Source organism: Bacillus sp. FSL W7-1354, assembly GCF_038002405.1.
Classification (GTDB): domain Bacteria; phylum Bacillota; class Bacilli; order Bacillales; family Bacillaceae; genus Bacillus; species Bacillus paralicheniformis.
Genome location: NZ_JBBOCL010000001.1, coordinates 1,241,182 through 1,263,307, shown reverse-complemented (window position 1 = coordinate 1,263,307; position 22,126 = coordinate 1,241,182). Strand labels below are relative to the sequence as shown.

The 22,126-nt window shown below is 43.4% G+C and carries 27 protein-coding genes and 1 tRNA gene; 20 read left to right on the top strand and 8 right to left on the bottom strand.

From position 1 onward, the window contains the following. Nucleotides 1–49 precede the first annotated feature (49 nt). Both MKZ04_RS06365 and MKZ04_RS06360 read left to right on the top strand, forming a co-directional pair. Entirely contained in the window at nt 50–319 is a 270-nt protein-coding gene (locus MKZ04_RS06365; protein WP_025811318.1) for a pre-toxin TG domain-containing protein, read from the top strand. Further along, nucleotides 313–669, top strand: coding sequence for an MmcQ/YjbR family DNA-binding protein (locus tag MKZ04_RS06360; protein WP_023855693.1), 357 nt, complete (start codon nt 313–315; stop codon nt 667–669). The genes MKZ04_RS06365 and MKZ04_RS06360 overlap by 7 nt, the downstream gene beginning before the upstream one ends. Before the next feature lie 244 nt (nt 670–913). Here MKZ04_RS06360 and MKZ04_RS06355 read toward each other — a convergent pair. The 3 genes from MKZ04_RS06355 to MKZ04_RS06345 all read right to left on the bottom strand — a co-directional run bounded on the left by MKZ04_RS06355 (nt 914) and on the right by MKZ04_RS06345 (nt 1,649). Beyond that, nucleotides 914–987: transfer RNA gene (locus tag MKZ04_RS06355), tRNA-Arg, on the bottom strand. A 124-nt stretch (nt 988–1,111) separates the two neighbouring features. Further along, the gene (locus tag MKZ04_RS06350; RefSeq protein ID WP_003182594.1) at nt 1,112–1,288 is read right to left on the bottom strand and encodes a YjfB family protein; all 177 of its coding nucleotides are present in this window, start codon (nt 1,286–1,288) and stop codon (nt 1,112–1,114) included. A gap of 226 nt (nt 1,289–1,514) precedes the next feature. After that, nucleotides 1,515–1,649 (bottom strand): hypothetical protein, encoded by a 135-nt coding sequence (locus tag MKZ04_RS06345; RefSeq protein ID WP_023855695.1) that lies wholly within the window; start codon nt 1,647–1,649, stop codon nt 1,515–1,517. 100 nt (nt 1,650–1,749) lie between these two features. Between MKZ04_RS06345 and MKZ04_RS06340 the strand changes: the two genes are divergently transcribed. The 4 genes from MKZ04_RS06340 (at nt 1,750) to MKZ04_RS06325 (ending at nt 6,729) form a co-directional block, all read left to right on the top strand. Further along, nucleotides 1,750–2,271 carry a hypothetical protein gene (locus tag MKZ04_RS06340; RefSeq protein ID WP_020451772.1) on the top strand — a complete coding sequence of 174 codons (522 nt, stop codon included), beginning with the start codon at nt 1,750–1,752 and terminating at the stop codon, nt 2,269–2,271. A 183-nt stretch (nt 2,272–2,454) separates the two neighbouring features. Continuing rightward, nucleotides 2,455–4,236 (top strand): DNA helicase RecQ, encoded by a 1,782-nt coding sequence (gene recQ, locus MKZ04_RS06335; protein WP_020451771.1) that lies wholly within the window; start codon nt 2,455–2,457, stop codon nt 4,234–4,236. A 236-nt stretch (nt 4,237–4,472) separates the two neighbouring features. Then, complete coding sequence (locus tag MKZ04_RS06330) at nt 4,473–5,282, top strand: 3D domain-containing protein (RefSeq protein ID WP_020451770.1); 810 nt, start codon at nt 4,473–4,475, stop codon at nt 5,280–5,282. 160 nt (nt 5,283–5,442) lie between these two features. Further along, on the top strand, nt 5,443–6,729 hold the full coding sequence (locus tag MKZ04_RS06325; protein WP_341045548.1) for a solute:sodium symporter family transporter: 1,287 nt from the start codon (nt 5,443–5,445) through the stop codon (nt 6,727–6,729). Between the two features lie 31 nt (nt 6,730–6,760). On the opposite strand, the gene MKZ04_RS06320 is transcribed toward MKZ04_RS06325, so the two are convergent. Continuing rightward, nucleotides 6,761–7,726, bottom strand: a complete 966-nt coding sequence (locus MKZ04_RS06320) for a S66 family peptidase (protein ID WP_020451768.1) — start codon at nt 7,724–7,726, stop codon at nt 6,761–6,763. Between the two features lie 44 nt (nt 7,727–7,770). Beyond that, nucleotides 7,771–8,280: a GNAT family N-acetyltransferase gene (locus tag MKZ04_RS06315; RefSeq protein ID WP_023855698.1), complete on the bottom strand. Its 510-nt coding sequence runs from the start codon at nt 8,278–8,280 to the stop codon at nt 7,771–7,773. 229 nt (nt 8,281–8,509) lie between these two features. Between MKZ04_RS06315 and MKZ04_RS06310 the strand changes: the two genes are divergently transcribed. The 6 genes from MKZ04_RS06310 (at nt 8,510) to MKZ04_RS06285 (ending at nt 14,160) form a co-directional block, all read left to right on the top strand. After that, nucleotides 8,510–9,490, top strand: a complete 981-nt coding sequence (locus tag MKZ04_RS06310) for a hypothetical protein (RefSeq protein WP_020451766.1) — start codon at nt 8,510–8,512, stop codon at nt 9,488–9,490. Between the two features lie 152 nt (nt 9,491–9,642). Then, nucleotides 9,643–10,176, top strand: coding sequence for a DUF420 domain-containing protein (locus MKZ04_RS06305; RefSeq protein WP_020451765.1), 534 nt, complete (start codon nt 9,643–9,645; stop codon nt 10,174–10,176). 169 nt (nt 10,177–10,345) lie between these two features. Continuing rightward, nucleotides 10,346–11,563, top strand: coding sequence for a glycosyltransferase family 4 protein (locus MKZ04_RS06300; RefSeq protein ID WP_341045547.1), 1,218 nt, complete (start codon nt 10,346–10,348; stop codon nt 11,561–11,563). Between the two features lie 6 nt (nt 11,564–11,569). Continuing rightward, nucleotides 11,570–12,112, top strand: a complete 543-nt coding sequence (locus tag MKZ04_RS06295) for a hypothetical protein (protein ID WP_020451763.1) — start codon at nt 11,570–11,572, stop codon at nt 12,110–12,112. A 375-nt stretch (nt 12,113–12,487) separates the two neighbouring features. After that, entirely contained in the window at nt 12,488–13,135 is a 648-nt protein-coding gene (locus MKZ04_RS06290; protein ID WP_025811320.1) for a DUF1796 family putative cysteine peptidase, read from the top strand. 38 nt (nt 13,136–13,173) lie between these two features. Next, on the top strand, nt 13,174–14,160 hold the full coding sequence (locus tag MKZ04_RS06285) for a polysaccharide biosynthesis protein (RefSeq protein ID WP_025811321.1): 987 nt from the start codon (nt 13,174–13,176) through the stop codon (nt 14,158–14,160). A 133-nt stretch (nt 14,161–14,293) separates the two neighbouring features. Here the strand turns inward: MKZ04_RS06285 and MKZ04_RS06280 are convergent, their stop codons facing one another. After that, complete coding sequence (locus tag MKZ04_RS06280) at nt 14,294–14,944, bottom strand: lysozyme family protein (RefSeq protein ID WP_023855702.1); 651 nt, start codon at nt 14,942–14,944, stop codon at nt 14,294–14,296. Nucleotides 14,945–15,034: 90 nt separating this feature from the next. After that, complete coding sequence (locus MKZ04_RS06275; RefSeq protein WP_079289249.1) at nt 15,035–16,372, bottom strand: APC family permease; 1,338 nt, start codon at nt 16,370–16,372, stop codon at nt 15,035–15,037. A gap of 152 nt (nt 16,373–16,524) precedes the next feature. Here MKZ04_RS06275 and MKZ04_RS06270 point away from each other — a divergent pair, with 152 nt between their 5' ends. From MKZ04_RS06270 to czrA, 3 genes are all read left to right on the top strand, one after another. Beyond that, nucleotides 16,525–16,776 (top strand): YnfE family protein, encoded by a 252-nt coding sequence (locus tag MKZ04_RS06270; RefSeq protein ID WP_023855704.1) that lies wholly within the window; start codon nt 16,525–16,527, stop codon nt 16,774–16,776. A gap of 140 nt (nt 16,777–16,916) precedes the next feature. After that, nucleotides 16,917–17,741 (top strand): hypothetical protein, encoded by an 825-nt coding sequence (locus MKZ04_RS06265; RefSeq protein ID WP_316073136.1) that lies wholly within the window; start codon nt 16,917–16,919, stop codon nt 17,739–17,741. Nucleotides 17,742–17,826: 85 nt separating this feature from the next. After that, nucleotides 17,827–18,159: a Zn(II)-responsive metalloregulatory transcriptional repressor CzrA gene (gene czrA, locus MKZ04_RS06260; RefSeq protein WP_003182557.1), complete on the top strand. Its 333-nt coding sequence runs from the start codon at nt 17,827–17,829 to the stop codon at nt 18,157–18,159. Nucleotides 18,160–18,199: 40 nt separating this feature from the next. Here czrA and MKZ04_RS06255 read toward each other — a convergent pair whose 3' ends face one another. Beyond that, entirely contained in the window at nt 18,200–18,679 is a 480-nt protein-coding gene (locus MKZ04_RS06255; protein ID WP_189396870.1) for a sporulation protein, read from the bottom strand. A gap of 209 nt (nt 18,680–18,888) precedes the next feature. On the opposite strand from MKZ04_RS06255, the gene MKZ04_RS06250 reads away from it, so the two are divergent. The 5 genes from MKZ04_RS06250 (at nt 18,889) to MKZ04_RS06230 (ending at nt 22,007) form a co-directional block, all read left to right on the top strand. Further along, on the top strand, nt 18,889–19,824 hold the full coding sequence (locus MKZ04_RS06250) for a helix-turn-helix transcriptional regulator (protein WP_023855707.1): 936 nt from the start codon (nt 18,889–18,891) through the stop codon (nt 19,822–19,824). 53 nt (nt 19,825–19,877) lie between these two features. After that, a complete protein-coding gene (locus MKZ04_RS06245; protein ID WP_328038312.1) occupies nt 19,878–20,162 on the top strand; it encodes a zinc ribbon domain-containing protein in 285 nt (94 codons plus the stop codon). Next, nucleotides 20,159–20,632 carry a GyrI-like domain-containing protein gene (locus MKZ04_RS06240; RefSeq protein ID WP_023855709.1) on the top strand — a complete coding sequence of 158 codons (474 nt, stop codon included), beginning with the start codon at nt 20,159–20,161 and terminating at the stop codon, nt 20,630–20,632. Before MKZ04_RS06245 ends, MKZ04_RS06240 begins: the two co-directional genes overlap by 4 nt. 81 nt (nt 20,633–20,713) lie before the next feature. Next, a complete protein-coding gene (locus MKZ04_RS06235) occupies nt 20,714–21,427 on the top strand; it encodes an MBL fold metallo-hydrolase (RefSeq protein WP_035338584.1) in 714 nt (237 codons plus the stop codon). Nucleotides 21,428–21,434: 7 nt separating this feature from the next. Then, entirely contained in the window at nt 21,435–22,007 is a 573-nt protein-coding gene (locus MKZ04_RS06230; RefSeq protein WP_035338586.1) for a TetR/AcrR family transcriptional regulator, read from the top strand. The last annotated feature ends 119 nt before the right edge of the window (nt 22,008–22,126 follow it).

Sequence of the window (22,126 nt, the reverse complement as noted above, 5' to 3'; positions counted from 1 at the left end):
TCATGAACTAGTTAAAAATGATCAAATACGAGGCAGCCGGCTAATCAATATGAAATCGAAGCAAAAAGAGCTCACTCAAAAAACAGGAAGATCTTGCGAGCGGGAGTGGTATGAAAAAGTGTTGGATGCAGGCAGCACATTTGCAGGAAACATCACCGGATATTATGATTACAAGAAAGCCACTGAGGGTGTTAATCCCGTTACAGGAGAAACATGTCTCCTTCACATCATGACTTCAAAAAATTCACCATTGTTCCATCTGGATCGGCAAATGCCGAAAATCTATTTAAGTTGTTGGAGGAATGATTCAGTATGTTAACAAGAGAAGATATCTTTAAGCATGTCAAAGAAAAATTCGGTACATCGCCAGATTACCCATTTCAAAAATTTCCAAACTATGCCGCTTTAAGACATGAATCTAACGAAAAATGGTATGGTCTTGTAATGAATGTTCTCCCAGAAAAGTTAGGCTTAGATGGAAATGACGAAATAGATATTCTGAATTTAAAATGCCCTCCCGAAATAAGCGGCAGTTTAAGAAATGGAAAGAGTATTTTACCTGGATATCATATGGATAAGGAAAATTGGATATCACTTGTTTTAGAACGTATAGATTCAGAAGAAGAAGTTTATAACTTAATTGAGCAAAGCTTTAATTTAACCAAGTAAATCATGAAATGATCGTTTCGCAAAAGGAACCAGAAAATGTTCAAACTTTTTTATAAAACCGAAACTTAAATTCGTTGGATAAGAATCCGTTTTGATTAATCTTTTTTTCAAAACGGGTTCTTTCTATAATATATGGGTTCTCATGATGTTTTTGGTCAACTTTATTTTAAAGCAACAACAACACGGCCATTAACAAAAGAGGCAAACCCTTACGTACCAAGGGTTTGCCTCTTCTCATTTAAAACGTCCCAGGAGAGATTCGAACTCCCGACACACAGCTTAGGAGGCTGTTGCTCTATCCACCTGAGCTACTGGGACACAGAACAATATTATAGTGCAAAAATCAGAAAAAATAAAGAGGTTGCAGCGGTTTTTTTTAAAATTTCTTCGGGAAAACATACATCCGGCAGACTTTGCAGCCTGCTGAATGTATGTTTTGGCCTTAACCTTTCAGGTCAATATGATGTCCTGAAACGGGATGTGGCGCCTGAACCATGTCAACGAGCTGCTGTGCGCTTTGTTCGGCGGTGTCCAAAGCCGTCTTTGTCAGCGACATTTGCACGTTTTGATAAAGAGCGGCCTGACTCATGGCCATTGATAAAACAGCAATATCCAACATAACCACCTCCTTAACATGTGTATCGGTTAGAGAGGTGAGGACTTTACTCATATTTACTAATCAGAATATTCAATTTAATATAGTGGTAAACCGATCCCAGCGGCATCTTAAACACCATGAAAAAGAAGCCGTCTCTCAATACTGCCACTGACCGGTTCCTTGTTTGTCTTCGAATAAGGAGAGGGGCTGTTTTGTACCGCGATTCTTCACTTCCTGAGCATTTGTCTTAATGTTTTTTGTTGATTTCATTCTCGAAGAGGCTGATGATTCTATCATTCTGCTTGACAATCGTTCGCAACATGGCAACAATGTTTCCTGCAAATCCGATCAATATGATCATCAATATGATGATGATCCACATGGTAAACCACACCCCTTTTGCACAAAATTTTCCTTTCGATTCAACATTACCACCTGGTCTTTCACAAAACAACTTTCCTTTTGAAACGGAGGCTGATTTTATGGATTGGCTTGAATTTGTTTCTGCGACGGTTCAATCATTGGCATGGCCAGCTACTTTGATGATGTGCGTTTTGCTGTTAAAGGAACCTTTGTCTGAACGGATGAAGGAATTGATCAAACTGAAATACAAGGACTTTGAATTGGAGTTTGACAAAAGGCTTCAGAAGCTCGTCTCCGTACGGGAAAAAAGGTTATCAGGACTGACATCTGTACGGTCAGCGCCGGCAGGGGAGAACATGATCGAAAGCGCTTGGTCTGATGTTCACAATGTTCTGCGGGAAACAGCCTCGACATTTGATCAAAATGCGATCCGCCTTGAAGGCGATGAATTGATTCAAATGCTGCATGACCGCGGAATGATACAAGACGACGCGGCATCTGTGCTTTCAGAGCTTTCCGCTCTGCGTCGGGATGCATCGGACAGAGCGAGCATTACCGGAGCCCTGGCATACAAAACACTTTGCTTGGAGGAAGCGAAGCGTTTGCAATTATTAGCTGAACAACAAACTGCGATTAAATGAAAGGCGAAACGATTCATTTGATACTCTGACGCTTTACATCAGCGCCGGAGTTTTTTGTATTTGAGCTAAAAATGAATTTTCTTTATCGAATAGACGATTTTACGGAGAGAGGCTGATTGCCGGTTTAAATATGATATCATGGTGGACAGGAAGAAGTTTATGATAAGAGAGGGTTTCATTTATATGCTAGAGAAAGCTGAAGCTTTATTGCAGCACTATTATGGCTATCCTTCACTGCGTCCGGGTCAGAAGAAAGCCATTCAATCGGTCGTTTCTGAAAAACGGGATACAGCATGCATTATGCCTACGGGCGGAGGGAAATCAATCTGCTACCAAATTCCCGCGCTCCTTATGGAGGGGACAACCATTGTGATCTCTCCTTTAATTTCCTTGATGAAGGACCAGGTGGATGCGTTAAATCAGCTTGGAATTCAAGCTGCGTACGTGAACAGTTCTTTAGGCCATGGCGAAATCGCTGAGCGGCTTTCCGTTTTAAAGGAAGGCGGCTACAAGCTGTTTTATGTCACACCTGAGCGGCTGACGTCTCCCGATTTTATTCGCGTGCTTTCCCGCATTCATATCCCGCTGACAGCGATTGATGAAGCTCACTGCATTTCACAGTGGGGCCACGATTTCAGGCCGAGCTACAGACATATTGAAAGCTTTTTAAATAGCCTCGGCACCCGTCCGGTCGTATTGGCATTGACGGCTACCGCAACGCCCGAGGTTCATGAGGATATTTGTACACAGCTCGGGATCGAAAAAGAGAGCACGGTTTTCACCGGTTTTTCACGGGATAATTTGACGTTTAAAATTTTAAAAGGCGAAAACAAGGATCGTTTTATCGAATCATATGTGGAGAAAAACCGCTCAGAGGCGGGAATTATTTATACAGCGACAAGAAAGGAAGCCGAAAGAATATCAAGCCGCCTGTCTCAAAAAGGAATTGCGGCCGGGTGCTATCACGGCGGGATGAATGATGAAGAAAGGGACCGGCAGCAGGATCTCTTTTTAAATGACGAGATCAGTGTGATGACAGCGACCTCAGCATTCGGAATGGGCATCGATAAATCCAATATCCGCTATGTGATTCATGCTCAAATTCCAAAGAACATGGAGAGCTATTATCAAGAAGCAGGACGAGCCGGACGCGACGGTCTTGACAGCGAGTGTATCCTGCTATTTTCTCCTCAGGACATCCGGCTTCAGCGGTTTTTAATCGAACAGTCGACAGAAGATGAAGACATTCGGGCGCAAGACGTGAAAAAGCTGAGGCAAATGGTTGATTTTTGCCATACTGAAGGCTGTCTTGAGCGGTTTATTCTTTCTTATTTTGGCGAAGTTTCGACTGAAGACTGCGGCAGGTGCAGCAGCTGTCTCGACACCCGAAGCATCACCGATGTGACGAAGGAAGCACAGATGGTACTGTCCTGCATCATCCGCATGGGAGAAAGGTTCGGAAAAACCATGGTGGCACAAGTTCTGGCAGGTTCGAAAAATAAGAAAGTGACCGAAAACGGCTTCCAGCAATTATCGACTTACGGAATTTTAAAGAACCGGTCTATTGCCGACATCAGCGATTTTATAGAGTTTTTAATCGCAGATGAGTACATCCAGATGTCCGACGGAACATATCCCGTTCTCTTTGTCGCCAACAAGGGGCGAAACGTTTTGCTTGGCCGGGAAGCGGTGATGCGCAAAGAAAAAATGCAGACAAGTCAAATTGTTAAAGATGACGAATTGTTTGAACGGTTAAGAGCGCTGCGCAGAAAGCTTGCCCAGGAACAAGGCGTGCCTCCTTTTGTCATATTCTCTGACGAAACGCTGCGGGAAATGAGCGGGAAAGTTCCCCTGACAGACGAAGAACTTTTGTCAGTCAAAGGAGTGGGAGAACAAAAAAGAGTAAAATACGGCGCTGTATTTCTACAGGAGCTTCAAGCCTATAAAACTGAGAAAGAAGCATAAAAACCCAAAAACATCATATGTAAAAAGTTTTTTTAGTAAATCTCCTATTGCAGATAAAAAAAGATTGGAACCCTTGATACACCTGAATTTATGCCGATTTTTGGACGGCTGAAAATCCTCCTCGTAAAATAACTGTAATCAAAAACAAATTGTTTTGTTATTGATTTGACATTTTCATATGTTACGATTGCTCCTGTTAGCCGGACAATAAAAAGCTAACAAGGGAGGATTTACTTATGAAGAAGACGTTTATGTCCTTTGTTGCAGTTGCAGCACTATCTTCAACTGCATTCGGAGCGAGTGCCTCTGCAAAAGAAGTAACAGTCCAAAAAGGTGACACCCTTTGGGGAATCTCGCAAAAACAAGGGGTAAATCTGCAGGACTTAAAAGAATGGAATCAGCTTTCCTCAGACCTGATTATTCCAGGACAAAAGCTGAACGTTTCTGAAAAACAGACAGAAGAAAAGAAACAATATACCATTAAAAAGGGAGACACTCTCTGGAAAATCGCTCAACAATTCGGCGTTTCCGTGAACGACCTTAAAAATTGGAACAACATAAAATCAGATATCATTTACCCGAATACATCCATAACTGTTGACGGACAGGCGACGGTTCAAGCTGCTGCGGCGCAGCCTGCGGAAACAAAGCCTGCCGTACAAAAAGAAGCGAAAGTTGAGAAAGCTGCGCCTGCACCTAAGCAGGAAAAAGAAACGGCTTCCCGTTCAAACAAATCTCAAAGCTCTCAAAGCGCTGCAAAAGAACTGACGGTTACCGCAACGGCATACACTGCCAATGACGGCGGAATGACAGGCGTGACAGCTACGGGTTTTGATCTGAACGCCAATAAAAACGCCAAGATTATTGCGGTGGATCCAAACGTGATTCCGCTTGGATCCAAGGTGTATGTTGAAGGCTACGGAGAAGCGACTGCTGCCGACACCGGCGGTGCGATCAAAGGGAACAAAATCGACGTATTTGTTCCAAGCAAATCCGCGGCAAAAAACTGGGGCGTTAAAACGGTTAAAGTAAAAGTTTTAAAATAAGAAGTTTTACCATTGATGGACACTGACCATGGAGATGATCAGTGTCTTTTTTCTGTTTTCTGCATCTTTTTTTCGATTTAGATGTTTTTTTAGATTGGCAAATGGGTAGTTCAATAGATATGTACATATCAGCTGATTTAGAAAAGGAGATGTAGGAGTATTGCTGTGGATTATCATGACATTTTTATTGATTAATGCAGGGATTTTTATTTTTTCTTATCTGAGGACAAAAGATATTAATTTGAAGACGTCAGACGGTTATTTTCTCGGCGGGCGCAGTCTCACTGCTCTCTATATTGGAAGTTCGCTGCTTTTAACCAATTTGTCAACAGAACAAATGGTAGGGTTAAACGGTCAAAGCTATTCGGGAACGATGAGTGCGATGGCTTGGGAGGTTACAGCACCACTTGCGCTCATTATGCTGGCATTCGTTTTTTTACCGAGGTATCTCAGTTCTGGGGTTACGACGATACCTGACTTTCTTGAAAAACGCTATGATCAAAGAACGCGGCAAATCGTCTCGATTCTCCTGCTTCTGGGATATGCGACCTCGTTTCTGCCAACCGTATTGTACTCCGGGGCGCTCGTTCTCGATCAAGTGTTTAATATTTCCTCTGCGCTTGGAATCAGTACGTTTGCGACTGTTTTTTTCATCTCGCTTGTGATCGGGGCCGCAAGCTGCTGCTACATATTTTTTGGGGGACTAAAAGCTGCGGCATCGGCTGATGCCATTTATGGCGCCGGTTTAATTCTTGGCGGTCTGTTTATTTTTGTGCTTGGAATCATGGCAATCGGCGACGGCAGTCTCTTAAACGGCTATACTGAGCTGACGAGTGTACATAAGGAAAAGCTGAATGCCATTACAGCCGACAACGCTGCAGAAGTCCCGTGGCCGACGATTTTTACGGGACTGCTTGTGAACAACTTATTTTATTGGGCTGTTAATCAGTCGATCGTTCAGCGGGCGCTCGGGGCGAAAAACTTGGCTGAAGGGCAGAAAGGCGCGTTGCTGGCCGGTGTATTTAAGACAATCGGTGTGTTTTATCTCGTTCTTCCCGGGGTTATTGCTTACCATCTTTACGGAGGTCATATTGAAAATGCTGACACCGTTTACCCTAAGCTGATCGTTGATTTGCTGCCGACTGCGCTTATCGGTGTCTTTGCCGTGAAATGGGCGATATTCGCACACATTGTTTTGTATACCATCTCAAAAATCTATTTTGGCCATATTCATTTTCTCTATATATTGGCCGTTTTGTTTCCGTTTTCCGTCCTCTTGATGCTTTTCATCGGAAAATTGAAGCCAAGGCCGTCAGAATTCAAGCTTGAGAAAAATGCAAAGGTTGACTTGCGGCCATGGAAGCATGCCAAACTTGCTTCTATTCTTGTGATTTGTCTGATGGCCTGCATTTATCTGTTATTTTCGCCTTGGGGTCTTGCCAAATAAAAAAAGGCAGAGGATGTGTTCATCCTCTGCCTTAATGTTTTGTGATACAAAGTGATACATGTTCTTTCTGTGCGTCGATCCGGCACCGTCCGCCAATCGGAAATGTAAAGAAAGGGGTTGTATGGCCGAAATCTATATTTGCGATAACGGGTATTTGAGAAAGCTCTTTTTTTGTTTGCACAATTTGTTTAAGGCGCTCAAGCGTTACGGCTGATGCTGTCTGAAAACGACCAATGAGAACGGCTTTGACACCGGAAAAATCGGGCAGATGAAGCAAGGACTGCAGATCGCGGTCAAAAAACGCTGCCGGCGATTCCCAATCATCCTCAAGAAACAATACGGCGTTCTTGATGTCAGGGAAATATTCCGTACCTTGCAATAGGTTCAATGTGCACAAATTCCCTCCTATGATCTTTCCGTCTGCTGAGCCTTCGTTGATCACAACAGGGCCGCTGTTTTGTTTGGGACATTCTTCAGTTTCGATTTCTTCACACCACATCGATGATGGTTCAACATCGTAGACACCGCTTGCGCAACAGCACTTCAAAAAGTAATCTGTCATATAGTTTAGTCCATACCCCATTGAAAAGCTTGAAAAATGAGGTCCCGAATAGGTGACAAGCCCGGTTTTTGCATAGATCGCCGCTGAAAGAGCGGTAATATCTGAAAAGCCGCAGAACACTTTTGGGTTGGCTTTTATGAGTTCATAATTCAAATGTGATAACAGCTGATTGCTGTTATACCCGCCGAGCACAGTGAGTATTCCTTTGACGCGTTGATCGGAAAAGGCATCATGGAGATCGCTTACTCTCGATTGAATGCTGGAGGAAGAACATTCATCAATTTCATTAGCATGTGCGGAAAAAGAGATTCGAAATCCGAGATTGTTTAAAACCGTTCTCGCTTTTTCGATCTTATCGGTGTTGAGAAGTGACAGGCTTCTCGATGGGGCAATCACCCTGATTTCGTCACCGGGCTGTAGTTTTTCTGGAAACATGAACGGGCACACCTTTCATTGTTTCTATCTATTTCACCATACTTTTAAAGATCCTGCCACTGAATTTCACCGGATTTTAAACCGGGGTCGATCGTTACTTCAAAATGATGCTTTTCATAAAAATGGATCAGCCGGTCCACATGGTCCCAATCCCTTTCAGCAATGTCCCCCGTGATGACCGGTATGTTGTGCTCGCGGGCTTTTTCTTTTAAATATTTCATGCAGATGGAACCATAACCGTAGCCTGCCGGCCCTTTAATATCCCCGATATGGATCGCGCATTTTTCTTCTTTGTAGGAAGCGACAAGAGAAAAATCACATCTTCCGCGGTACGGCGACTGGCAATCGCTTAACATAATCTTGCATGTCCGGCCATCATCAATCGAATGGACAATCATCCATTCATCGTCTTTCGATTGATCAATACCGAGCACTCGCGAATCTTTGGAGATATCCTTCATATTTTCACGCATCCGAAACAGTTGAAATTGCAATTCGTTCAATTCCTTCTGCAAGCCGGAGCTGTCTTTTTGCAGTTCTTCATCCGTTATCATAAAACTTGCTCCTTTCCATTAAAACATACAGTTTTCGATTATAGTAAAAAGAACGGCAATTTGCAAATGGGTTGCTAGAATTAAATTTTAATGTAATTTTAAACAAAAATTTCACATTCTACGATTTTTTTGTGATAGAATTCATATGACTTCTGGTATATTTACCTAGGATACGAGACAATGGATCCTCCTAATCCCAGAAAAACCATGACAAAAGGAGCGTACGATTTTGAAGAAAAGAATTTTTTCTCTATTGATGCTGATGTCAGCTTTTGTTCTTGTATTAGCTGCATGTCAGCAGGCTGATCCAAAAGGATCTTACGCAACGGCTTATAAAAAGCTGATTTCTGCGAAATCATACGAATTTTCAAGTGATATCGGCTTGAAAGTTGACGCATCCAACCTTGGAGCGGAAGATAAGCAAGTTGCTGATATGCTGAACGATGCAACATTAACGATCAGCGGAAAAACGAATGCTGAAACGAAACAGTCTGAGGCTGTGATTAAAGCGAAGCTGAAAGTCCAAAACATGTCGCTTGATTTCGATATTCCGGTTTATATGGACGAAAAGAAACAAGTCGGCTACATCAAAATTGACAGCGTTCTTGACAGCTTCGGCTTCTTCCTTGGAACAGCCGGCATGAATTTTGACAGCGTCAAAGGCAAGTACCTTGAATTCCCGCTTGAAGATGACAAAACTTCATCTCAAGACACGGATGAACTTCAAAAACAATTGATGGAATCCATCAAAGAAGCTGCAGACAATCTGCCTGCAGATAAGTTTGAAAAAGCGGATCTGACAGATAAAGAAAAAGAGCAGGGTGCTGCTCAAAAAGTCGCTTTCAGCTTTAGTGACAAAGAAATTAAAGCTGCGGTCGTCAAGTTCATCGAAATCGCCGGAAAAGCGAGCGGAGAAGCTGTTCCGAAGAGCGAGCTGAACAAGATTAAAGACGGACTGAAAGACGTCACATTCAAAAAGTTCGATGTGACATCAACAATCGATGACAAAGAAAATCTTCTGACTGAAAATGCGGATATCTCTTTGTCTGTTGACAGCAAAAAAGCACCTCAATCTTTAGGCATCACGGCATCTACAACTTACAAAAATATCGATGGTGACGTAAAGTTTGAGCATAAACCGAATAAAGAAGATATCGTAACTGAAGAAGAATTCGAAAAATTAATGGCTAAAGATGCTATGAATTTCTAAGGCATCCGCCTTGGTTCCCTTCCTCGTTCTAGAGGAGGGGAATTTTTGTATATTCTGTGACTAAATTCTGACGAAAAGCCGAAAACGTTGACATTCCTCCTGAATTTGAATACGATTTTGATAGCTTGCACAAATAGGAGAGATTGCCCGATATGACACATACACAAAAAAATAAAAACTATACAGGCATTGTTGTTGCTCTGACGATTATCATAAACGGTGTCATTGCCCTCTTGTTTTTCATGCCGAAAAGCGACAAATTCGCTCATTTGGATTTGACTTTTCTGCCGCTTTTGAACGCAGTCTGCAACAGCTTCACATTCATTTTCTTAGTGGCTGCACTGATCATGATTAAACAGAAAAACATTAAGGCGCACAAGCGGTTTATTTTTGCCGCTTTTACGACAACGTTCATCTTTCTTGTTTCATACTTAACTTACCATTCATTAATGCCTGACACTCATTTTGGCGGGGAAGGGATTATAAGACCGATCTACTATTTTATTTTGATCACACACATTGTCTTGTCCGCTTTAATCGTTCCCTTGGCCTTGTTTACGTTGTTCAGAGGCCTGAGCATGCAGGTGGAACGCCACCGCAAAATCGCCCGCTGGACGATGCCGCTTTGGCTGTATGTCAGCCTGACAGGTGTTCTCGTCTATATGATGATTTCCCCATACTATTAAAAGCCGGAGAATCCGGCTTTTTTTTGTTCTCGCAACATTCTTCTCTTTTAAAAGCGATTTTCCTCTGGTACAAAAATATATCCTGAAATAGATGATCGTCTACACAAGATATGGAAATAGGAATATAAATAATTAGAGCTTTTTATAGAAATGAAAAAGGGAGATGGATATGAAAATTTTGCTTGCCACTTATTGGAGCATACCCCATGTAGGTGGTGTATGGACATATATGGTCCAATTAAAAGAAAAGCTGGAGTCATTAGGACATGAAGTAGATTTGCTCGGATACGGAGAAGAGAACAGCATCATTCATATTGTAAATGAAAACCGGAGTATCGCGAAAGATCAGCTGCTTCCATTAGTGAAAGCAATGATGAGCGAAGAGGATTTTCCGGAAATATACGCAAATCAATTGGTCAGCTATACTGAGCTTCAGCGGAATGCCTATGAGCTGGGCGCTGCCTATTTGGGGCTTGACAAATATGATATTATTCACGCGCAGGATGTCATATCAAGTGCGTGCATCAAGCGTATTATGCCGAAAGATAAGGTGCTTGTCACGTCAATTCACGGCAGTGTCACATATGAAATCAGAGATCAGCTCAACAATATTCACAGATCACCGACCTCCTATATTGCCAAGGAATATTTTGACCACCTTGAACATACGGGGGCGATGTCTGCAGAAACAGTGATTGTTGCAAACAATTGGTTGAAAGACATTTTGACAGAAGAATTTGCGGTACCAGACGGAAAGATTCACGTTTCCCAGTACGGCTATGATATTGACGGATTCCTTGCGCGGATGAACACAAAGACTGCCGATAAGCCTGAGACAGACAAGAAAGTGATCCTTTTTACCAGCAGAATGATCGGGAATAAAGGCATCCATTACCTAATCGAAGCACTCTCCCAATTAAAGGACACCCGCAATGACTGGGTTTGCTGGATGGCAGGAGAAGGGGAGAAGCTGGCTGGACTCAAAATTCAAAGCGAGCAGCTAGGCCTTGTTGATGACGTAGTCTTTCTGAAAAACCGGGAGGATGTTCCTTATTTGCTGTCGCTTGCTGATATATACGTTCTTCCAAGCCTTTTGGATAATCAGCCGTTATCTTTAATTGAAGCCCAAATAGCCGGAGTTCCTGCAGTTGTCAGTGATGCCGGGGGATTGCCGGAAATGGTGGAGCATGAAGAGACCGGCCTTATCGTTCCAAAAGGGGATGCAGCTGCACTGTCAAGCAGTTTGGAACGATTGTTGAAAGACGATGATTTCAGAAATAAATTAGGAATTAACGCCAAGGAGTTTGCTAAGAAACATTGGGATATGGATCAAGCGGTTACGAGAATTCTTGATATCTATCAAAATACGAATGGGAAAGAGGAGTGAGATCATATGAAATCTTTAATTGTTAATCATTTGTTTGACAGCTTGAATAAAGAAATGGATGCCGACTGGTGGGCAAAATATTTGGATCTGCTCGTCGAGTTTGCCGAGGAGCGGGCTCTGCAGGAGCAGGATAGCTCTTCAGATTCAGCGGAAGAATCCATCGATGAAAGTCTGAAGCCTTTAATATCGGAGCTGAAATCTATTTTTGAGAGTATAAACAATAATATTTTAGAAAACAATAATAAGGTTTTAAAAGATATTTTAGGAGCTGCTGCTCAAGGAATGGATCGCCAAGTTTTAGAAGAAATTATCGAGTCGGTGCGTTCAGAAGCTCAATTATCCAACACCGAAACGGCAGAGTCTTTGGGAACGCTAAAAGAATCGCTGTCTGATAGTGGGACGGCCGCCGGCTCTACGAAAAGTGTCGAGCGGTCAGTTGTAGAAACGCTAAAAGAATCGCTGCCTGAAGACCACACGATCCCGAGAACTGAAACGGTAGAGGTCCTTAGAGCGGTTCAAGAGAAACATGAGGAAAACGAAAACAATTAATACTGAAATCTTGTCAGCCTTCGCAACTCGAAGGCTTTTTATTTTGGAAAAGAATCCTGCGTCGTGCCAAGCGTTTGTTTCTTGCTGGCTTTTCGGCGGACGCGGAGACCCCTATTACACATTGATCCAGCTGCTGCAAGGGAAAATATAAGCAAGACAAAGCAGAAAGAGTTTGCAAGACGGCTCACGCACAGCTAGGTTAATAGCAAAACGGGAAACAAAGCGCCGCCATCTTTTTTCTCTGATTCAAATTAAAAAGGAGTAGGTGGTTGTCTTTTACCTTTCTTTGTAATGCGGCATACAATACTAAAAAACAGCGGATTCTTAACTATAACTATTAATGAACAAAACCGGGAACAATGGGGTGTTAGATAGGTGAATTTAAAGGAGATTAAAGGACAATATAATGCCGTGTTTAGTTTAGGGCATCTTTGTTTGACAGCTATACAGCTGAAAAACAATGACCTAAGACCGTTTTCAGGCCCTCTTGACTGGGTGACTATTCATTCCTTGACAGACCTCAACCTCCTTCTTCGAAATCGGTTTACCGGCTTTATGGAACCAAAAAACCTCAGGGTAATCGGATATAATACCGGTAAAAAAAAAGAAGAAGGATCTACTATCTATGTTTCAGATGATTTTTATAACATTGGCTCTGTTCATGATTTTGATGCAAATCAAAATACGCTCGACCATTTGGCTACCTATCCTGAGGTAATAGAAAAATACAATAGAAGAATCGATCGCTTTATAGAAAAAATGTCAACTAGTAAACGCATCCTATTTGTCAGGACAGAAGGAGAAGGCAGCTTTAAAGAAGCACAGGAACTTGAACTTGTATTATCAGATTTGGTTCAGCACGACTTTAGCGTTCTTCTGGTGAAGCACTCGAAGGTGAATGGGATTGTAGAGAAAAATTGGCCATTAGAAAAGACTTGCACTGTTGAACTGCCGGACAAAGAGATATGGGAGTCAAACAATGATCTATGGGCATCGTTGTTTAAAGGAATCACTCTCGTTTAAACCGGATTTTTTTGGAGTTTACCAGAGGAGGAAAAGAAATGTTTGAAAATAAAACGATATTCATTACTGGAGGAACAGGCTCATGGGGCCAGGAACTCATTCTTCAGCTGCTATCCTTAAATCCTAAAAAGCTCATTGTATTTTCCAGAAATGAAGAAAGACAAGTTCAAATGAGAAGGCAGATTGAAGATCCGAGGCTGACGTTTTTCATCGGGGATATCAGAGATCGGAAAGCGCTGAATACAGGATTAAAAGGTGTCGACTATGTCTTTCATTTAGCTGCGCTGAAGCATGTGCCGGTTTGTGAAGAACAGCCGCTTGAAGCATTAAAAACGAATGTCACAGGGACGGAAAACGTTATTGAAGCAGCGATCGAAAACGGGGTTAAAAAAGTCATCAACGTCTCGACTGACAAAGCGGCTGACCCTGCCAACTTTTACGGAATGACGAAAGCGATCGGCGAGAAGTTGATCGTATATGCGAACCATCTCTATTCAGACACGGATTTTATTTGTGTAAGGGGAGGAAATGTGCTCGGAAGCAGCGGAAGTGTTCTTCAGCTTTTTAAAGACCAGATCAGGGAAAAGAACCAGGTCTCCATCACAGACAAAAGAATGACCCGTTTCTTCCTCACGAAGGAAAAAACGATCCGGCTTTTATTAAAAGCGGCTGAAAGCGGTCAAGGCGGGGAAATTTTCATTATGAATTCGCCGGCCTGCAGAATTTTAGACATGGCTGAAGTGCTGATCGAAGCTTACGGAAACGAAAAAACGTCCATTGCAGAAACGGGGGCAAGGCCGGGGGAGAAGCTTCATGAACTGCTGATTTCACCTCATGAACGGCAGCATGCTGTTTCATTTACAAATGACCTCGCGGTGGTGCTTCCTGCAATCAAAATGCCTGAACTTCATAAAAAGTATGCGGATTGTCAGCCTTTAGAAACTGATCATTTGAGCTCAAAAGACTTTTTAATCTCAAAAAAGGAAGTAAGAGAAATGCTTAAAGAAGGCGGTTTTTTGGAGTAGAAGGATGGACCGAAGCGTTCACGGAGAATACGCGAACTGATGACAGGCATGGCATGCGGCTGCAGGCGATGCTTCTGTTCGCTCCTCGAAAACAGGACAAGCCGGACGAAAATTCACCCGGCTTGCCGTTTTGTCAATGTTCAAGTGTTAACCCTTCGATATGTTCTTCGACTTTTTTTGTGCGTTCCATTACTTTTTCCGTGTAAGAGTAATCCCCGTAGCAATAAGGGTAGCGGAAATTGTTTGTATCTCCGCCGCAATTATACAGATCGGGGTTCTTTTTGACTTGTTCCTCGGAAAATGCCTTTGCCAGCTTCTCTGAGTGCTTTCCGCCGTGTTTTGAGACGTAATCGATATAACCCGATCCCATATTATAGCTTTGGATGATCGTTTCAATATCGACGCCTTTTTTCTGTCCCTTTTTATACATTGCTGTAAAGTGGCGCACACCCTGCTTAATGCTTGCTTTTGGATCGTCAATCTCATTTCGCTTCATACCGAGAGATTCCGACGACTGCATCGGATCACCGCCTCTGCCTTTCGACTCCTGATACATCATGCCCAATAAAAGAGCGGTGTATTGTGAAAGATCCTGTTCATCGAGTTCTTCTTCAACAAGAGGTTTGTAATCTTTTAATCTCTCAAGAATGTTAGATTCAGTGTCAAGAGGAAGCCATTTTAATTGTTCCAGACCGGAGATGGCAAAGAAAATGATCAAGGGAACAAACACAAAAAAAGACAAACAGCCAGCTCCGGCTAAACATCCCGATTTCTTTTTCTTCAATGGTTTCACCTCTGTAGCGCCCTGATGCAAAACAGTATACAGCCTCATTTATTATGACATATATCTTCAAGAAGACCAAGCGATATCCTTCTATCTTGGATCGCGGTCAAAGCCGAATGTGACGTTCGGAAGAGTACGGATTCTGAACAAAAAGTATATAAAACCGGCAATCAGCCAGCCGGCTCCAATCATGAGCGCATTTTTGCTGATGCTAAGCAGCAGCCAGCCGCAGAAAGAGGCTCCCAAAAAGGGCAGAACCAAATAGCGAAGCGTTTTTAAAAAGCCTCTTTCCTGTTTTCGAATGTAGTAATGGCCGATGACAGACAGGTGGACAAAAATGAATCCGATCAGCGCGCCGAAACTGATGAAGGAATAGATGACCTCGAGTTCCCCGATCATGGCCGTCAATGAAATCAGCCCGATGAACATAATGTTAAACACCGGCGTCTTTAAAGTCGGATGCACATAGCCGAAAAAGCGTTTCGGAAGAGAGCTGTCCCGCCCCATCGCATACAAAAGCCTCGAAGCGCTCGCATGCGAAGAAAGCGAGGATGAAACGACAGCGACCATCGTGCCCGCCAAAAAGAAGGACTTTAAAAAAGCGCCTCCTGTATATAGGGCTATTTCCAGCGATGCCGAATCGGCATGCTGGAAGCTATCATAGGACGGATAGATTTGCTGCATCAAGTAAGAAATCGCTGTAAACAGCGTTCCGCCGATCGCTACTGTTAAAAAGATGGCTAACGGAATGTTCTTCTTCGGGTTGACCGTTTCTTCAGACATGGTGGAAATCGCATCAAAGCCAAGAAACGAAAAACACAAAATCGTCGCTCCTGATACAATCAGGGAAGGCTCGATATCAGAACGGAAAAACGGATCGGCTGAAACCAGCTCGCCCGTCCCGAGGCCGTCTGCGAGCCCGGCGATCATAAATCCGCCAAAAGTCAGGGCGACGATCACTTGAAAAGCGACGAACAGCCCTGTAATATTTGCGGTTAGTCTAATGCCTAAAATATTGACAACGGTAATCGATAAAGCGAGCAGAACGACCCAAAAACCATGCGGCACTTCAGGAAAAGCCGCCGTCAAATAAGCGCTGCCGATCGCAAAATTGACCATTGGCAAAAATAAATAGTCTAGCATGATTGTCCAGCCGGCTAAAAATCCTGCGTGCGGATGAATGCTTTCATATGCATATGTATAAACCGATCCCGCTTTTGGATAGGCTTTGACCATGCTGCCGTAGCTCAAAGCGGTCAAAAGGAGTGCGGCAACAGTGAATATGTATGCCGCCGGAACGTGCCCCTTTGTCAGTTGTGCGACCACTCCGTATGAATCAAATACGACGAGCGGGTCCATATAAGCAAGGCCGATCACAACGAGCGGGCCGAGTGTAAGGCTTCGTTTAAGCGCAGTTTCGTTTTTCAATGACTTCTAAATCCCCTTATGTAAAAAATACAGAAATTAAGACATATTTTATCTGTTTTTTTGCGCTTGAGCAACTGTATAAAACCTCTTTTTCCTGTATAAAAATAGCAACAGTTGCAAACCCTTTGAAAAAAGGCAAGGAGTATGAAGGTATGGATATATTGAGAGGCTATGTTGAAGCCGTCAAAAGAAATATGGAGACGATGAATGCATCTGATTATGATGGAAAAGAAGAGGATCTAAGAAGACAGCAGGAAGAGCTCGAACGCTATGAACAACGGTTAAAAGAGAAAAGCGCTTCGGCCGATCGCTTTGATCAGGTAGTCGATGCCGCTGTAGATTGTGCGGCCGGCGATATTTCATTTTCACAGCTTGAACATATGTATCAGCAAGAAGGCAGCTAGCGTCCGGATCAGCGGACGCTTTTTTCGCGTTTCAGGATGATGCGGACAGATCAGCCTGGATAGCGAAATATATAGAAGCGAAAAAATCATGTACATGTGAAGGAGATGGTAAAATATAGTTTGAAAGGGGAGGAGCAATTTTGACTAACTATATTTGCACGACGTGCGGTGTTCAATATGACGCTGCTCCGAAAGAGTCGGCGGAATGCATTATTTGCAATGAAGAAAGACAGTATGTCAATCATTCAGGGCAAGCTTGGACAACGCTGGAAGAAATGAAGCAAAGCGGAAGGTTTCAAAACGAAATCGCATTGGAAGAAGAGCGATTATACAGTTTGACGACAACCCCCGAATTCGGCATCGGTCAATCGGCATACCTGATACAGGAGCCCGGTTTTAACTTACTGTGGGATTGTATCACATACCTGGATCAGCGGACGATTGAAAATATCGAGCGGATGGGCGGAGTCCAGGCGATCGCTTTATCACATCCGCATTATTATGCTGCACAAACGGAATGGGCTGAAATGTTTGATGCTCCGATCTACATTCATGAAGATGACAAACAATGGGTGCAGCGGCCGAGCAGCCGGATTGTGTTTTGGTCCGGCGATTCCCTCAAGCTGTCAAGCGGGTTGACCTTGCACAGGCTTGGCGGCCATTTTAAAGGGGGAGCGGTCTGCCATTGGGCAAACGGAAACGGAGGCAAGGGAATCCTCCTTTCAGGAGACATTATCCAAGTCGTTCAAGATCGCAGATGGGTGAGTTTTATGTACAGCTATCCAAATTTGATTCCTCTTCCTGCCGGCAAAGTGGAGCAAATAGCTGATCAATTAAAAAATGTTCCATTCAACCGGCTGTACGGCGCTTTTCGCCGCTCTGTGGAAAACCATGCCGGAGAACGTGTACAGCTGTCAGCCGCAAGGTATGCAGAAGCGCTTCTGGGAACGCTGTTTTCGACTTGATCTGTTCCCTGGCTATAAAACTTTTCAACCGGTATGTTTTGGTATATGATATGAAGGTAAAAGTTGCGCGGAAAAGGTGAAAAGCATGAGTGAGCACAATCAGGAAACAACAGAAAAACAGGTGCGGGCCGAGTTAGATGAAGAAACTTTATTTCTCGTTTCACAGACGTTTAAAGCGCTCTCAGACCCTACGAGAATCAAAATTCTTCACCTGCTCTCACAAGGCGAACATTCGGTCAATGAAATAGCAGAGAAGCTGAGTCTGCTGCAGTCAACCGTTTCGCACCAGCTCAGGTTTTTAAAAAATCTTCGTCTCGTTAAATCAAGAAGGGCAGGGACTTCCATTTTTTATTCTCCGGAAGACCAGCATGTCCTCGATGTACTTCAGCAGATGATCGATCATACACAGCATGACTAAAGCTTATGAAAAGGCAAACTCCACATCCCGAGTTTGCCTTTTACGCTGAGCGTTTTTCTTCGTTTCTTCCTTTTTTTAAAACAAAAAAAGAGAAACCGACATAATAAACGGCCAGTACAAAAAAACCGATCATCGTGGCCGGGTCCTGCGCAAAAAGGGCGCCGTACGCTGCTGAACCCCCGTTTGAAACCGCAGTCTGGAGCTGGCCGATCTCGGCGATCCGGTAAAGAAACCGGTATAAAAATAACAAAAGTACGATCAATTCAATCCATAAATGCGTTCTGAAATAAAGGATGCCGTCCCGATTTTCAATTGACACATGCTTCAGCGCATAGGCGGTCAAGATGAGTCCGAGCGCGATCCCAATCAGATCATAGAAGTATGATAAAGGGTGAAGTGCGCTCATCGTCAGCAGAAAAACGAAAATTCCCGAAAAGAGGATGATCCGGAACAGCATGCGTGCCGGCTTTAGAGGCTGATAGCCGACTGAGCGTTTGAACTTGATATAGACGAAGGACACAATGGCGAAAAACTGTAAAAAATAATATATGATGTTTTTAAAACCTCCTTTTTTAAGGAGTATATGTCCAAACTGTATAAATCGTAACAGGAAAAGTGATTTTCTAAATAATTGGGTGATGAGATCCCCTTTTTTGTCATGATATTCCAAAATGGTGTGTGCTTTAGAAATGAAAATTGACAGCGTAAGATGAATGTGAGGGATCTGCGGTGAAAATTGACCGGCTATTGGCCATCGTGATTTTATTGATTAATAAACGCCAAGTGCAGGCAAAGGAGCTTGCCGGCATGTTCGAAGTCTCTGTCAGAACGATTTACCGGGATATCGAGGCGATCAACCAGGCGGGCATTCCGATTGTCACCTCACAGGGAGCGGGAGGCGGGATCAGCATCATGGAGCGGTTTCGGCTCGAAAATAAACTGCTTTCTGCAGACGAACTGGCTGCCATTACTACGGCTTTGGAAAGCGTTTCTTCAACGTATGAAGTCCTTCATCACGGTTCTGCCCTTGAAAAAATCCGGTTTCTCGTTTCCGAAGAAGAAATGCCGGAATTCCGCAAGAAAACGGAAAAATGGTTTGTTGACATCTCTTCCTGGGGAGAAAGTCCTGTCATCAAAGAAAAGATCCGTTTGTTGGATGAAGCGGCAGACAGCACGAGGGCGGTCTCATTTACATACGTGAACAGAGAGGGGCAAACCGGAACAAGGAAAGCTGAGCCGCATACCCTCGTCCTAAAGGGAAGGCACTGGTATTTATATGCGTTTTGCCTAAAGAGACAGGCGTTTCGCTTCTTTAAACTGTTGCGTATGAAAGACGTGCAGATGCTTGAAGAAAAGTTTGAAAGAAAGGAAGTTGATCTGTCTTCACTTCCTTGGGAAACATCATGGTACAAACCGGACAATATGATCGAGTTGACCCTTCTCATTAAACCGTCGGGAGAGTCTTTGGCGAGAGAATGGTTTGGCTCAGAAGCTCTCACTTATGAAAACGGACAATGCGTGGCAACCGTTTCTTATCCGGAAGATCAATGGCTGTACGGATTTCTCCTCCAATTTGGAACACATATTGAAGTTCTCACACCTCCCCGCATCCGTCAAAAAATAAAAAACTTGGCTAATCAAATTGTACATTTATACGAAACCTGACACGATGCTGTCAGGTTTCTTTTTGTATGATGAAGAAAAAGGAGGAATGAAACATGGAACATCATGTTTGCCAAAGCTGCGGCATGCCGATGACAAGTGAACTTTTCGGCACAGAAAAAGACGGGGGGAAGAATCGCGACTACTGTATATACTGCTATGAAAACGGAGCATATACACATCCGGATGCGACATTGAAAGAGATGATTGACATCTGTGTTCCTTATATAAAAGAAGAGGGAAAAACCGAGGCCGAAGCGAGATCGCTCTTGGAGCGGACGCTCCCTCATTTAAAACGGTGGGCGTCGGATACGCAAACGAAAGGCGGGCAGAGAAGATGAGCTTTTCTCATTTCGAAAAACAGAAGGCAAAGTTATTCAGCGGGATATCGACCGTGACAAGCAACCGGGATGAAGTATCTGAAAAAGGTAAAATTCCTTCCATGTGGAGTTTATATCGCGAAAAATTTCCGCATACTGAACGCCAGGACATTAGGAGAGACACGATCGCACTTTATTCAGATTATGAGACGGACGAACACGGGACATATACATTTTCAATCGGAACGTTCGTTGATCAGCAAGAAAAAACGGCCAATCTCATTTCGCTCCCTGCATCCGAATATGCCGTTTTTGTTTCAAAGCGGGGGAGGATCGCGGAGGTCGTGTTTGAAACTTGGCAAGAGATTTGGACATGGGATGAAAAAAATCTTCGTACTTATACCGGAGATTTTGAAGTTTATGATGAACAAGCAGAAAATCCCGAAAATGCCCAAGTTGTCATCTATGTTGCTGTCGATCGAAAAAAATAATGCTTGCAAAACTAATGCCATTAGTTTTAAAATGAAAACTAACGGTATTAGTTTTTTATTTTGATCGAAGAGGTGAAAGCGATGAGGATTACCCGATTTGAATCGGTCTACCAGCTGACTTTTTTTCCGCGCCTATTTCCTGTCAACTGTTATTTAGCAGATGAAGAAGACGGCCTTACATTAATTGATACAGGGATTCCGATCAGCAAAACAGGGATTTTAAAGGCTGCGGATCATCTCCGTAAGCCGATTAAACGGATTTTGCTGACCCATGCCCACAGCGACCATGTCGGTTCGCTTGACGCGCTGTACTACAGCCTTCCCGGTGTGAAAGTGTCCATATCTGAACGGGATGCGCGTCTGTTAAAAGGTGATACAAAGATGCTGGAAGGGGAGCGCGGAACAATCAAAGGAGGCGTTCCGAAAAACATCAAGACAAATCCTGATATCCTTTTAAAGGAAGGAGACAGGATCGGTTCATTGCTGACTGTTTCATCACCCGGGCATACGCCTGGCAGCATTTCGTTTTTGGATGAAAGAAGCGGTCTTCTCATAGTCGGTGACGCGTACCATACGCGAAGCGGCATGACGGTATCAGGACATTTAAAGCTTTCATTTCCTTTTCCGGCTTTGGCCACGTGGGACAAAGAAATCGCTTTAGAAAGCGCGCAAAAGCTGTTAGATTTAAAACCGAAGGCGCTTGCCGCCGGCCACGGCAATCTTGTCCATGATCCGGTTCAAGCGATGACAAAAGCGGTGAACGAAGCACATATCAAATTGAACAGGAAAGGATGAAGAAATCGTGTCTCCACGAATCGGTTTGAATAAAGAAGCAGTATTGGAAGCTGCGGCATATCTGGCTGATGAGGAAGGCATTCATGAAGTGACGCTTGCTTCTCTTTCCAAAAGGCTAAATGTCAAATCTCCGTCTCTGTACAATCATATAAAAGGATTGAACGACTTACGGAAAGAACTCGCACTTTACGGCTTGACGATACTTTATGAAAACATGGCTTCTGCTGTCCAGGGAGCCGAAGAGGATCAGGCTGTCAGCAGAATAGCTCACGCCTATGTTACTTTTGCCAAAAACAGGCCGGGGCTTTATGAAGCAACTTTTATTGCAATGCCTGATGAAGATGAACGGCTTGACGAAGCAGGAGACAGAATCCTCGCCTTGGTGCTTTCCGTTCTGAAAGACTATCATTTAGACAATGACTCCGCGATCCATGCGGTCAGAGGCTTGAGAAGCATCATGCATGGATTTGCAACACTCAGGCAACAAGATGCGTTCGGTCTTCCTTATGATGTGGAAGAAAGTTTTGATCTGACAATCCGTGCCTTCCTAAAAGGCATCGCTATCTATCAGACCGAATAAACAAGGGAATTTTTTCTTAATTGTTTACATTTTTTCGAAAATTTAGTATGATTGTCGTATGGCTCTTCCATTTTTTGAGTCATAGGTATGAGAAGGCTTAACCAGCCATTAATTGCCTT

Bases quoted from the DNA above. Each gene is read 5' to 3' on its own strand.
- MKZ04_RS06365 (WP_025811318.1), top strand. From the start codon at position 50: ATGAAATCGAAGCAAAAAGAGCTCACTCAAAAAACAGGAAGATCTTGC.
- MKZ04_RS06360 (WP_023855693.1), top strand. From the start codon at position 313: ATGTTAACAAGAGAAGATATCTTTAAGCATGTCAAAGAAAAATTCGGT.
- MKZ04_RS06350 (WP_003182594.1), bottom strand. From the start codon at position 1,288: ATGTTGGATATTGCTGTTTTATCAATGGCCATGAGTCAGGCCGCTCTT.
- MKZ04_RS06345 (WP_023855695.1), bottom strand. From the start codon at position 1,649: ATGTGGATCATCATCATATTGATGATCATATTGATCGGATTTGCAGGA.
- MKZ04_RS06340 (WP_020451772.1), top strand. From the start codon at position 1,750: ATGGATTGGCTTGAATTTGTTTCTGCGACGGTTCAATCATTGGCATGG.
- recQ (WP_020451771.1), top strand. From the start codon at position 2,455: ATGCTAGAGAAAGCTGAAGCTTTATTGCAGCACTATTATGGCTATCCT.
- MKZ04_RS06330 (WP_020451770.1), top strand. From the start codon at position 4,473: ATGAAGAAGACGTTTATGTCCTTTGTTGCAGTTGCAGCACTATCTTCA.
- MKZ04_RS06320 (WP_020451768.1), bottom strand. From the start codon at position 7,726: ATGTTTCCAGAAAAACTACAGCCCGGTGACGAAATCAGGGTGATTGCC.
- MKZ04_RS06315 (WP_023855698.1), bottom strand. From the start codon at position 8,280: ATGATAACGGATGAAGAACTGCAAAAAGACAGCTCCGGCTTGCAGAAG.
- MKZ04_RS06305 (WP_020451765.1), top strand. From the start codon at position 9,643: ATGACACATACACAAAAAAATAAAAACTATACAGGCATTGTTGTTGCT.
- MKZ04_RS06300 (WP_341045547.1), top strand. From the start codon at position 10,346: ATGAAAATTTTGCTTGCCACTTATTGGAGCATACCCCATGTAGGTGGT.
- MKZ04_RS06295 (WP_020451763.1), top strand. From the start codon at position 11,570: ATGAAATCTTTAATTGTTAATCATTTGTTTGACAGCTTGAATAAAGAA.
- MKZ04_RS06285 (WP_025811321.1), top strand. From the start codon at position 13,174: ATGTTTGAAAATAAAACGATATTCATTACTGGAGGAACAGGCTCATGG.
- MKZ04_RS06270 (WP_023855704.1), top strand. From the start codon at position 16,525: ATGGATATATTGAGAGGCTATGTTGAAGCCGTCAAAAGAAATATGGAG.
- czrA (WP_003182557.1), top strand. From the start codon at position 17,827: ATGAGTGAGCACAATCAGGAAACAACAGAAAAACAGGTGCGGGCCGAG.
- MKZ04_RS06245 (WP_328038312.1), top strand. From the start codon at position 19,878: ATGGAACATCATGTTTGCCAAAGCTGCGGCATGCCGATGACAAGTGAA.
- MKZ04_RS06240 (WP_023855709.1), top strand. From the start codon at position 20,159: ATGAGCTTTTCTCATTTCGAAAAACAGAAGGCAAAGTTATTCAGCGGG.
- MKZ04_RS06235 (WP_035338584.1), top strand. From the start codon at position 20,714: ATGAGGATTACCCGATTTGAATCGGTCTACCAGCTGACTTTTTTTCCG.